Source organism: uncultured Campylobacter sp., from assembly GCF_938045465.1.
GTDB lineage: Bacteria > Campylobacterota > Campylobacteria > Campylobacterales > Campylobacteraceae > Campylobacter_B.
The window spans coordinates 1-10,962 of the sequence record NZ_CALIBF010000162.1 but is presented as its reverse complement, the minus strand read 5'-3'; the positions used below and the strand labels follow the sequence as shown (position 1 = coordinate 10,962).

15 protein-coding genes and 2 pseudogenes are annotated in these 10,962 nt (G+C 47.9%); 8 read left to right on the top strand and 9 right to left on the bottom strand.

Features of this window, described 5'->3' with window-relative positions:
* Positions 1–370, bottom strand: a pseudogene (locus Q0413_RS07855) (radical SAM protein); the annotation flags it as partial.
* Positions 371–867: 497 nt separating this feature from the next.
* On the opposite strand from Q0413_RS07855, the gene Q0413_RS07850 reads away from it, so the two are divergent.
* Positions 868–1,926, top strand: a complete 1,059-nt coding sequence (locus Q0413_RS07850; protein WP_298988429.1) for a DUF3137 domain-containing protein — start codon at positions 868–870, stop codon at positions 1,924–1,926.
* A 126-nt stretch (positions 1,927–2,052) separates the two neighbouring features.
* Here the strand turns inward: Q0413_RS07850 and Q0413_RS07845 are convergent, their stop codons facing one another.
* Complete coding sequence (locus Q0413_RS07845) at positions 2,053–2,538, bottom strand: hypothetical protein (protein ID WP_298988428.1); 486 nt, start codon at positions 2,536–2,538, stop codon at positions 2,053–2,055.
* A gap of 182 nt (positions 2,539–2,720) precedes the next feature.
* On the opposite strand from Q0413_RS07845, the gene Q0413_RS07840 reads away from it, so the two are divergent.
* The gene (locus tag Q0413_RS07840) at positions 2,721–2,999 is read left to right on the top strand and encodes a hypothetical protein (protein WP_298988427.1); all 279 of its coding nucleotides are present in this window, start codon (positions 2,721–2,723) and stop codon (positions 2,997–2,999) included.
* 91 nt (positions 3,000–3,090) lie between these two features.
* Here the strand turns inward: Q0413_RS07840 and lysM are convergent, their stop codons facing one another.
* The 7 genes from lysM to ribA all read right to left on the bottom strand — a co-directional run bounded on the left by lysM (position 3,091) and on the right by ribA (position 7,911).
* Positions 3,091–3,513, bottom strand: a complete 423-nt coding sequence (lysM, locus tag Q0413_RS07835) for a peptidoglycan-binding protein LysM (RefSeq protein ID WP_298988426.1) — start codon at positions 3,511–3,513, stop codon at positions 3,091–3,093.
* A gap of 52 nt (positions 3,514–3,565) precedes the next feature.
* Positions 3,566–4,426 (bottom strand): zinc metalloprotease HtpX, encoded by an 861-nt coding sequence (htpX, locus tag Q0413_RS07830; RefSeq protein ID WP_298988425.1) that lies wholly within the window; start codon positions 4,424–4,426, stop codon positions 3,566–3,568.
* Positions 4,427–4,476: 50 nt separating this feature from the next.
* Positions 4,477–5,679, bottom strand: a complete 1,203-nt coding sequence (locus Q0413_RS07825) for a chloride channel protein (RefSeq protein WP_298988424.1) — start codon at positions 5,677–5,679, stop codon at positions 4,477–4,479.
* A gap of 351 nt (positions 5,680–6,030) precedes the next feature.
* Positions 6,031–6,573, bottom strand: coding sequence for a hypothetical protein (locus Q0413_RS07820; RefSeq protein ID WP_298988423.1), 543 nt, complete (start codon positions 6,571–6,573; stop codon positions 6,031–6,033).
* Positions 6,570–6,776: a hypothetical protein gene (locus Q0413_RS07815; protein WP_295153197.1), complete on the bottom strand. Its 207-nt coding sequence runs from the start codon at positions 6,774–6,776 to the stop codon at positions 6,570–6,572. The genes Q0413_RS07820 and Q0413_RS07815 overlap by 4 nt, the downstream gene beginning before the upstream one ends.
* Positions 6,776–7,354 (bottom strand): 16S rRNA (guanine(527)-N(7))-methyltransferase RsmG, encoded by a 579-nt coding sequence (gene rsmG / locus Q0413_RS07810; RefSeq protein WP_298988422.1) that lies wholly within the window; start codon positions 7,352–7,354, stop codon positions 6,776–6,778. Before rsmG ends, Q0413_RS07815 begins: the two co-directional genes overlap by 1 nt.
* Entirely contained in the window at positions 7,351–7,911 is a 561-nt protein-coding gene (gene ribA / locus Q0413_RS07805; protein WP_297964062.1) for a GTP cyclohydrolase II, read from the bottom strand. The genes rsmG and ribA overlap by 4 nt, the downstream gene beginning before the upstream one ends.
* A 63-nt stretch (positions 7,912–7,974) precedes the next feature.
* Here ribA and hemB point away from each other — a divergent pair, with 63 nt between their 5' ends.
* From hemB to Q0413_RS07775, 6 genes and pseudogenes are all read left to right on the top strand, one after another.
* Positions 7,975–8,949: a porphobilinogen synthase gene (hemB, locus tag Q0413_RS07800; RefSeq protein ID WP_298988421.1), complete on the top strand. Its 975-nt coding sequence runs from the start codon at positions 7,975–7,977 to the stop codon at positions 8,947–8,949.
* A gap of 2 nt (positions 8,950–8,951) precedes the next feature.
* Entirely contained in the window at positions 8,952–9,167 is a 216-nt protein-coding gene (locus Q0413_RS07795; RefSeq protein WP_297964885.1) for a hypothetical protein, read from the top strand.
* A 24-nt stretch (positions 9,168–9,191) separates the two neighbouring features.
* The gene (locus Q0413_RS07790) at positions 9,192–9,332 is read left to right on the top strand and encodes a hypothetical protein (protein WP_298988420.1); all 141 of its coding nucleotides are present in this window, start codon (positions 9,192–9,194) and stop codon (positions 9,330–9,332) included.
* The gene (argF, locus tag Q0413_RS07785; RefSeq protein WP_298988419.1) at positions 9,329–10,252 is read left to right on the top strand and encodes an ornithine carbamoyltransferase; all 924 of its coding nucleotides are present in this window, start codon (positions 9,329–9,331) and stop codon (positions 10,250–10,252) included. Before Q0413_RS07790 ends, argF begins: the two co-directional genes overlap by 4 nt.
* A gap of 14 nt (positions 10,253–10,266) precedes the next feature.
* Complete coding sequence (locus tag Q0413_RS07780) at positions 10,267–10,749, top strand: DUF2603 domain-containing protein (RefSeq protein WP_297941372.1); 483 nt, start codon at positions 10,267–10,269, stop codon at positions 10,747–10,749.
* A pseudogene (locus Q0413_RS07775) lies at positions 10,742–10,962 on the top strand (coproporphyrinogen III oxidase); the annotation flags it as partial. The gene Q0413_RS07780 and the pseudogene Q0413_RS07775, both read left to right, overlap by 8 nt.

The following is a 10,962-nucleotide window of genomic DNA, read 5'->3' as shown; positions in this document are numbered from 1 at the left end:
AGATATCAAGTTTCATTAGGGCTGCGCTGTTTTCGCGCACGAGTGAGCCGTTTGACAAAACGAGCAGCTTCTGCGGCAGGCGCAACGCCTTTAGCGCGTCCACGAGCTCGGCAAAGCGCGGATGCAGCGTAGGCTCGCCGTTTGCCGTGATCGTGATGACGTCAATGCCCACGTGGCTTTGCAGCGCAGTTTTCAGCTCGGCGATGACCGGGCCGATCTCACAGGGCTCGCTCATCGCGCTCACCGGCTTGCCCGCGCCCAGCTCGCAATAGACGCAGTTGAAGTTACACTGCTTGCGCTGCGGGCTTAGATCGATGCCGAGGCTGCGCCCGAACCTACGCGAGGTCACGGGCCCGAAAATATATCTCATTTTTGCTCCATGATTTGATTTGCGAATGACGGCGTTTTTGGCGCAAGATTTCGCCTTAAATTTTACTTTGCGGAATTTAATTTGCAAAATTTTAATTTGAAATTCTGCCTCGTGAAATTTTACTGAAATTTGCTTTTAAAAAATTTAGCTAGAAAATCCCGCTTTGAAATTTTACGTAGCAAGTTTATACCGATCTTAAGCCTCGCGCCAATAACGCTTTGTATCAAGCTTTTAAAATTCTACGTAGCAAATTTATACCTTGGAATTTAACTTCTGCGTGCCGAAATTTAGCGCCGTTTTTATGCGAAATTTCATTTCTACGCTCCGCCCCCGCTACGATGAAATTTTAAGCTTAGAGTTTTGAATTTATCCTTAAATTTAGGGGGCTGTGCGAAATTCATAAAAAATTCACCTTATGTGCGGACGAGCGAGCTTTGAAATTCCAAAATTCCGGGAATTTTGCTAAAATTGCGAGCAAATTTGAAGCGAGGTTCGATTTGACTATTTACGATTTGGAGCGCCTGCGACTGGACGCGAAAAAGCACGTGGAGCAGCTAAAGCTGATTGCCGTCATAAGCACGGTGGCGCTGTTTGCGGTATTCGGCGTCATCGCGTATTTCGCGCGCAGGCAGGGCGTGCAGAGTTTTAGCGCGACGATGCTTATGCTGCTGGCGATCGCCTCGCTTGCCGTTAGCCTTAAAGAGGTGCACTTAAACGGCTGGCAAAAGGATCTCATCGGCACGGAAAATATCTTGAAATTCGGCGCGGTCGCGATCTCGTTTTTGATCTTCAAATACTCTGCGGCCTTGCCGCAGGCGCTGATAGGCTTGGCCGCGCTTGCGCTTGCGGTGTGGCTAGCGACGCGGCTTTACGCGCTCGGCGTAAAAAGCATGCAGGAGATCTTTACGGGGCGGTACCGCCAAAGCTACAAACAGCACTATCTAGCGCCTTTTGTGCGCGAGCTCGGCTACGAATACGTCTCCTACGGCAGCGTGCCTTTTTGGCGCGTGGTGCAGAGCGATCTGTTCGAGTTCATCGAAAATCTGCGCGGCAACGACCGCGTGGGCGGCGCGTGGCAGGGGGTGAGCTTCGAGTTTAGCGATGTGAGCTTTTTTCATCAAAATTTGCAGCACGAGCTCGCGGGGGCGTTTTTCGTAGCGGAATTTAACAAACGCATTATCGCGCCCGTTTTCATCTATCCGCGCGAGATGCAAAATAAACAGCACGTAGGTCTAAAGCCCGTCGCGATGGACAACGTGGAGTTTGCCGCGCGATACAAGGTGCTTAGCGACGAGCCGCAAAACGCGATGTACGTGCTAACGCCCGCATTTATGGAGCGGTTTTTGGCGGTGGGCGACGCGATGGGAGCGCAGATCTGGGCGAGCATCAGAGAGCGGCGGATCCATATCTTCGTGCACACTAGGCGCGATAATTTCGAGCCCAGCGTCTATGAAAGCGTGCTGCGTCGCGACCCCGCAAGCGAGATAAAGAGCGAAATTTTAAACTTTTTGAGTATCGTTAAAATTTTAAAACTGAATGTGAGGATTTGGATTTAGACGAGCGAGTTCGGCTAGATAAAATTTATAGATTTTTGCGGCAAACCGAGCGTCGATCGTCTAGGTTTATACTTGCAGCTTTATGGTTTTAGGCGAACAGATAATTCTTTTTGATATAGTCGATATCTATATTTTTCTGCAAAAAATACTCTTTGATATCGTTGTAAATTTTATCATTGTAGATGTAAATAAGATAGTATCTTGGTAAAATATTGTGATATCCTGGGTTGGGGTCGTATATTCGGCGACCCTTATAAATGGCAGAGCTCTAAAGCCTTTGAGGTTTTTATTCACCGATAGATAAAATATAAAATTTAAGAAAAATCCCCATAGGTAGATAAAAAATATTATCTCCAAAAGTTCCCATTTTAAAGCTATAAACCCCATTATCGTAAGAGATAAATTGCAGATATACTGTAAAATTTCTGAGCTAATAAATACGTCAATCGAAAAGCTCCTTCGCAGTTCGTCAAATTCTACTTTGCAAAATCTCTTAACGACGCCGTTTTCGATAAATTCTATATATCTATCCGTAAACCTTATTTGTTGCTTGCTACGAATTAACTTAAAGATGCATATCGCAATAAGAATTCCTAACATTACCAAATTCATAACTACGCCTTTTGGTGAACATAGAGATCCGCATTCCATAAAATCCTCTATTATAGCTATCGTTAAGACGGAAAATAACAATACCAAATACCAAGCGATCACAAAAAATTTTTCGTAGCCGTTTATGACTAGCGGCTCTTTGTCGTAGTCTCTAGGTGAAATTTTAAAATTTTCAGGCATCTTTGTATATCAATCAAAGCGCGATATGTTTGGCTGGCGCGATGGAATCTATCGTAAATCCGTTGAGCGGTATGCAGGCATATCGGCACACAGGCGATGCGGCAAATAATCCACTATCCGCCGCAGCGCGTCTCGCAAAACCGCGTCACGGCTTAAAATCAAAACCCGTCTCGCAAAAGCAGACCATAGCCTTAAAGTTGCAGCTCGCAAAATTTGCAATCTGCAAATCCACGGCTAGCAAAATACGTAGCTTGCCAAAATCTCGCTGCGCCGCGGGCTGATAAAATCGCGGCTCTCGCAAACGCAGCGCAATACGCGCAAAAGTAAAATTCGCGGCTTGCAAAATCAAGCCGCAGCATTCAAAAAGCGAGCTTAAGCTTTTGGAATTCTGATCTTCTGCCCCGGATAGATGAGGTTCGCGTCCTTGATAACCTCGCGGTTGGCGTCGAAAATAATCTTGTATTTGTTCGCGTCGCCGTAGAATTTCTTCGCGATTTTAGATAGGTTATCGCCCTTTACGATGGTGTAATAGTTCTCGGCGTTATCTTCTCTAATGCCCTCGATCTGCACGTTTTTGATGCCTGCGGTGTTGCCCGCGATGAGGGCTGCTTTTTCGAGAGTTTCCTTATCGGCGTTACCGCTGATTTTGACGGTGTCGCCCTGCACCTCGACCTCTAGACCCTCTACCGGCGTCGAGCTGAGATTGGCGGCGATCTCGTCTTTTACGTGCTTGGCGTCATCGCCTAGACCTAGTAGTTTCTTGCCTGCTTCGGCTACGAATGAAAGTAAACCCATTGTCTTCTCCTTTGGTTAAAGTGGCGAAATTTTATCTTAAATTTACCAACGATCAGCTTAGGCGCATATCTCTGCCGATCTGCTCTAGTCTAGCGATGCGATCGGCGGTGCTTGGGTGGGTGCGGAAAAGCTTAGAGAGGCTGCTCGCCGCGCCGCCGAAAGGATTTACGATAAACATATGCGCGCTAGCGGCATCCGCGGAGCGCATGCGGTAGTTTTGGGAGTAGGCGTCGAGCTTTTTAAGTGCCGAGATCAGCCACTGCGGATGCGACGTAAGCGCCGCGGCGCCTGCATCAGCCTTGTATTCTCTCGTCCGCGAGATGCTCATCTGTATGATGCTCGCAGCTAGCGGCATTACGATGGCAGCTATGAGCATAAAAATCCCGTTTGAGCGATTATTGGAGTTACCGCCGCCTACTATCGCGCCAAACTGCGCGAAATTTGCCAGTAGTGCGATAGCTCCCGCAAACATCGCCGCGACCGAACCGATGAGAATATCGTAGTGATTTACGTGGCTTAGCTCGTGCGCTAGTACTCCTTCGATCTCTTGCGGGTTCATTAAATTTAGCAGCCCGCGCGTTACCGCAACGGCGGCGTGATTTGGATTGCGTCCCGTAGCGAAGGCGTTCGGCACCTCCTCATCGATGATGTAAATTTGCGGTATCGGCAGATTCGCCTTCGCGCAGAGGCGGTCCACTATGTCATAAAGCATCGGCTCGCTATCCTCGTTCACTGGTACCGCGCGGTAGTGCTTCAGCACCAGCTTGTCGCTGAAAAAGTAGCTGAAAAAATTCATCGCACACGCCGCGCAGAAGGCTATTATCATGCCGCTACGTCCGCCTACGGCGTTACCTACAAACATAAAAATCATCACCAGCGCGCTCATCAAAAGCGCCGTTTTTAGCTTTTCCATTACATTCCCTTGAAGAAATTTAATCGCAAATTCTAACCGGCGAAGCGCCCTTATTTTAAATTTCTTGTCAATAAATTTCTAATGCCGACGGCGCAGACGATGCTAAAAACGACGACCGAATATGAGTTGATATTTAGCCCGCAAAATCCTGCACTTAGGGCAAAGGCGCAGAGCGGCGCGTTTAGGTTGATCGCTAAAAAGGCAGCCCCTCCGCAAACGCCCGCTGCGCTTAGGCTAATAGGTAGAATTTCGCCGATCGCAAATCCAACGCATAGCCCCAAAACTGCGCCCAGCGCGAAACTCGGCGTTAGCGTGCCGCCATATCCGCCGCAGCGAAAGATCATCAAAATGCAAAATGCCTTGCAAAGCAAGATCGCAAGCAAATAGGGGCTAAAGGATGTGGAGTCGAAAGCAAACTGCGCTGCGGAGCGCCCGTTACCTAAAATTTCTGGTACGTATGCGCCGATCGCCGCGGTAAGTAAAAACGCAAGCGGTAGTGTAAGCGCGATTTTAAGGCTTTTTATGCGCAGCTTTTCGCACAAGCGTACCCCGTCTTGAAAGTATTTTGCCGCGACCCCCGTGACAAGCCCGATTAGCGCCGCTGCGAGTAAATTCTGCGGGGTAGGGGCGAAGTTCGAAACTGCGTAATAAATTTCTTTTGAAGCTCCAAATTCCGCTGTAGCTGTAGCCACCGCGCTAGTAGCAAAGGCGCACAAAATCGCTCGAGTATCGAAGCTTTTAAGTAAAATTTCTAGGCTAAAAAGCGCGCCCGCTAACGGGACGTTATATGCAGCACCTAGTCCCGCTCCCGCGCCGCATGCGACAAATAGCCGAAGCTCGTCTCCGCCGATATTTAAGGCGCGGCAAATTTTAGCCGCAAACAAGCCACCTAGCTCGCGCGGAGCAGCCTCACTGCCTACCGGTGCGCCCAGGGCGATGGCTACGAGCTGCAAAACCGAGTGGATTAAATTTTGCCAAAACGGCGGATTTCGCCCATCCATCATCGAAGCTACGTTTAAAAAAGGTTTTAGTCTTATTAGCAGAATTCTAATTAAAGTTACGATTGCGCCGGCTGCGAGGACGCTAAGAAAGCGCCTAAGCGCAGTGGTTTGCTCCGTGACAATGTGAAATTCCTCATCATTATGTCCGAAAGCAAAAGTTTCAATTTCGTTGATACCGAAGTTTAAGATCCCCGCGCAAAGCCCCATTATAACGCCTATCGCAAGGATCGCTAGAAAGAATTTAGTACTCAAAATATGCCTTTTTGAAACGCATAATTATATAAAATTTTAGCTTTAAAAAATCCTTACTCAGCACGCATGAAATCGGCTAAAATACGAGCAAAATTTTAAAATTTTTGATAAAGGCAGAGATTCGCAATTGCTTATTTGAGCAGAATTCTGCGTGATACGGCTAAGGTGGTCTTATGTGACTTCGTAAAAATTTCGCGTAGATTTCAGACTTCGGGTGGAATAAAATTCTAAACAAGAGATCAAAATTCCAAAAAAGCGATCAAAATTTTGAAAAAAAGCAAAAAATTCCAACAAAGTGAGCAAAATTTCGCAACGATGCGCAGAGTGCTACGTCCTATAAATAAAATTTTGCTATTTTTTCCAGATATCGTCATTTTTACCAGCTGCGGGCGCGCTTAGCTTTTTATCCAGAGCCGAAATTTTATCCGCAAGCTTTTGCGCGCCGCCGAAAATTTCATCTTTTTTCGGAAGCCCGAAGTGAAATTTCGAACTTACGCTATCTCCAATGCTTGCAAGTAGCGATTTGGGCGCGTTTGCGATCGCGTCTTTAAAGATCGCCGTATCGATTCCGAGCTCGGCTAAGTTTTTTAACGCCCGCGCAGAGCCGATAAACATCGCGATCTTGGCGTCGAAAAGATAATCATTGGCTAGCTTTTGTGCGCCCGCCGCGGATTTTTTATCCACGACGATGAAGCGTGCGCCTGCGCTGTTTGCGAGTAAAATTTCATTTATATCGTTCGTAATAACGCTAAATTTTTTCTGCGCCTTTTGCGCCGCGGCGATGAGCCTGTCGTTAAATTTAAAGAGCAGATTGTCGTATTTGAAAACTTCGTCGCCGTTTTTGATGAGATATAGCGGCTCGTAGGGCACGAGCGCGTGGCCTAGGATGATCATTTGCCGCCCCTTAGTTTGGCTTCGCAGGATTTGCAAAGGCGCTTTTTGTCGCGCAGAGCAAGCTCGTCGTTGCTAAAGTACGTCCCGCACTCGTCGCACGCCAAAAGCTCGGTCGCATCGTCCTTTTTCTTTATGCGAAATCTAGGCACTATTAAAAAATATATGAGCGCCGCGATAACGGCGACGGCTAGAATTTTTCCCATTATTTTACCCCTTTGATCACTAAAAAATTTCTATTTTTCAAAGCGTTTTCGCTGCCAAAAATTTCGTAGCGCGCGCTCGTAAATTCCTTACGGAATTCCTCCGCTTCCGCCTCTGCGCCTGAGCCCTTGTAGAGCAAAAACGTAGTGTTTTCGTCGTAAAAGCCGCGGCAAATTTCAATTAAATTTCGCGCGCTCATTAGCGCTCGGGAGCTTATCAGATCGGCGCGCACCTTTGCGCCGTCTTGCACGCGCTCGGCGTGGATTTTTACGTTAGCTAGAGCAAGGCTAACCTTCACGTAGGTTAGAAACGCCGCTTTTTTTTGATTTGGCTCAAACAGATGCCACTCGCACAGCGGCAGCGCGAGCGCCAAAAAGATCCCGGGAAAGCCCGCTCCCGAGCCGATGTCGCACGCGATGCGCGGATAGCGCGGTATGAAATTCGCTCCGCTTAGGCTGTCGCGCACCACCGCGTCCAAATCGTCGTAATTCGTGAGGCTATGGACGCGGTTAAATTTTTGCAGGCATGCTTTAAATTTAGCCACCTGCTCGTTAAAGCTCTCGCCGGGCGCAAGCTTCACAGCAGATGCCCCATCTGCTCTTTTTTGACGCGCAGATAGTTTTCGTTAAATTTATTCGGCGTGATGATTATCGGCACGCGCGCGACCACTTCGACTTTTAGATCGTGCAGCTTTTGCGGGTTGTTCGTAAGCAGATTTATGCGCGAAATTCCAAAATGAGCGAGTATGAAATCCACGATCTCGTAGGTGCGCTCGTCCGCTTTGAAGCCTAGCTGATGATTTGCTTCGATCGTATCGAGGCCTTGATCTTGCAGCGCGTAGGCGTTGATTTTATTAAAAAGCCCGATATTGCGCCCCTCTTGACGCAGATAGATCACCATGCCGCCGCGCTCTTCGATATATTTTAGACTCGCTTCGAGCTGGTCGCGGCAGTCGCATTTTAGGCTGCCGATCGCATCTCCCGTAAGGCACTCTGAGTGGATACGCACATTTACGACATCCGCGAAAGGCTGCTTAAATATCGCCAAATGCTCCTTATTTCCTTGTTTAAACGATTGAACGCGGAAGCTTCCGAAGCGGGAGGGGAGATTTGCGACCTCTGAAATTTTTATATCCATGCTTAAATTTACTCCGATTGTGATATTATAAATCTCACAATTCTAGCTAAAAAAGGAAAAATAATGTTTAAACGATTTAGACGCCTACGAATAAACCCCGCACTTAGGGATCTGGTGCGACAAACTGATCTGCAAACCCGCTTTCTAATCTATCCGCTTTTTGTGGTGGAAGGAAGCGGTATCAAAAAGGAGATCGCCTCGATGCCCGGCGTATTTCAGATGAGCGTGGATGAAATTTTAAAAGAGTGCGAGGCTCTTTTGGCGCTCGGGTTGGATAAAATTTTACTTTTCGGAATTCCTTCGCTAAAGGACAGCATCGGCTCGGACGCGCTAAGCGAGGACGGCATCATCGCGACTTCTCTGCGCGCGATAAAGGCTAAATTTCCAAATTTGCTCGTCGTCACCGATCTGTGCTTTTGCGAATACACCGACCACGGGCACTGCGGCATCATCGATCATGTGCATCAGACGGTGGATAACGACGCGACGCTTGAAATTTCGGCGCAGCAGGCGCTCATCCACGCTAAAGCGGGCGCGGATATGATCGCTCCAAGCGGCATGATGGACGGCATTATCGAGATTTTGCGAGGAGCGCTTGATCGCGGCGGATTTGAAAATTTACCGATTATGGCGTATTCGAGCAAGTTTGCCAGCGGCTACTACGGGCCGTTTCGCGACGTGGCGGAGAGCGCGCCAAGTTTTGGCGATCGCAGCAGCTACCAGATGGACCCTGCAAATAGATTTGAGGCGATCAACGAAAGCCTGCAGGACGAGGCGCAGGGAGCGGATATTTTGATGATAAAGCCCGCGCTTGCGTATCTGGATCTAATCAGAGATCTGCGGGAGCGCACGCTACTACCGATTTGCGCGTATAACGTAAGCGGCGAATACGCGCTTTTGCAGGCGGGTAAAAAAGCGGGCGTGATCGATTATGAGCGCGTGATGATGGAGACGATGATAGGCATAAGGCGCGCGGGTGCTGATATGATCATCACCTATCACGCCAAAGAGATCGCGGAAATTTTAAACAGGAGCTAGCGATGAATAAGATAGCACTCGAAATTAAAAGTAATGAAATGCAAGCCGTCTTGGATGCGGTGATGAAGCTAGCAAAAAAGATGAAATTTGAAGCTAAAATTTTACCCGAAAATAGGGATGAGTATATAGAAAATTTTGGCGAGCTTTCTAGCGCCGTTATTGCGAAATTAGATAAGCCGAGCAATAGGGCGGTTTTTGAGCGCCTAAAGGATAAATGAAATATTTGACGCTAGTTTTTATCGGTGAATTCTATAGTTTTGGACGACGAGGAATTTTATGCGGCGATGGAAGACGTAGTTGTAAAGGTGGCTACGGGCGATATGACGAAAGGTGATTTAAAAGAATTTTTTAGTAAATTTATAAAAGATAAAGGAGCGATGTGAGGCACTTTCTTACGTTAAACGATTTTAGCAAAGACGAGATAATCGAAATTTTAAATTTAGCCTTTAAGATTAAAAAAGAAGCCAAAGCGCGAAATTTTAAGCCGTATTTGAAAGATCAAAAATTGGCGATGATATTTGAAAAAAGCTCGACAAGGACGCGAGTAAGCTTTGACGTGGGGATGAACGAGCTAGGCGGACACGCGCTGTTTTTGAGCAGTCGCGACATCCAGCTCGGGCGAGGCGAGCCGATCAAAGACACCGCGCGCGTGATTTCGCGAATGTGCGATCTGATTATGGCGCGCGTAAATCGCCACGAGACGCTAATAGAGCTTGCGGAATTTAGTCGCGTGCCGGTGATAAACGGGCTAAGCGATAAATTTCATCCCGTGCAGCTAATGGCGGATCTAATGACGATCGTGGAGTGCGGCACCTCAATTGCAAAAATAAAAGCCGCGTACGTGGGCGACGGCAACAATATGACGCACTCGTGGCTGATGCTTGCTAGCAAACTGGGATTTGAGCTGCGAGTAGCGACGCCGAAAGGCTATGAGGCTGATCCGCAGATACTAGCGCAGGCGCAAGAAAATGCTAAAATTTCAGGCGCTAAAATTTTAATAACGAACGATATAAAAGAAGCCGTAGTGGGCGCAAACGTCGTGACGACCGATACTTGGGTCTCGATGGGGCAAGAAGGCGAAAAGGAGCAAAGAATTCGCGATTTTGCGGGCTTTTGCGTGGACGAAAGCTTAATGGCTCTGGCTGAAAAAAACGCGATCTTTTTGCACTGCCTGCCGGCGTACCGCGGATATGAGGTGAGCGAGGCCGTGTTTGAAGCGCACGCGGATGAAATTTTTGCAGAGGCGGAAAATCGCCTGCACGCGCAAAAGGGCGTCATGGTCTGGCTGGATCAAAAAAGATAAATTTAGGAGAATGCATGGAAGAAAAAGATAAAGCGCTAAAAAAGATCGACAAAGCGAGCGAATTTTTCGGGCTGGATAGCTCGAAAAGGACGGTTTTTGAAATTTCGCAGGGCGAGGACAACGAGAAAAAACTCACTTTAAAAAGCGGCTCGTGGAGCGACGAGGAGCCGTGGTTCGGCATCGACGAAAATAACGAAGTGCACACGATGATCTCGATAAAATCGCTTGCAAATCTCATCGCCGCGACCAAAAACGCGATGCAGGAAAATTTTAATCTCAAGCTTGAGCGCTCGATTTTGCAGCATACGCCGGTGGATTTCGGCGACGCGTGGATCGTGTGTATGGACGAGATCAGAAGGCTAACGGGCGCAAATCCGAATGCGAAAAGATTAAGCTTAGACGTTGATGCCGTCGTCTCGCGCGTAAAAAGCCTGCATCCGAACCTTTTCATCGACATCGAAGAGCTTATCAAAACTAAGGCGGGCGGCCGTGAATAGCATAGACTTCGACGCTTACGCGAAATTTTCGCGCCCTGGGCCCCGCTATACGAGCTATCCGACCGCTTTGGAATTTAGCGAAAACTTTAGCTACGACGGATATTTGAACGAGCTGAAAAATCAGAAAAGCTCCACGCCGTTGTCGCTTTACTTTCACATGCCGTTTTGCCGTTCCGCCTGTTATTTTTGCGGCTGCAACGTAATCTACACCGG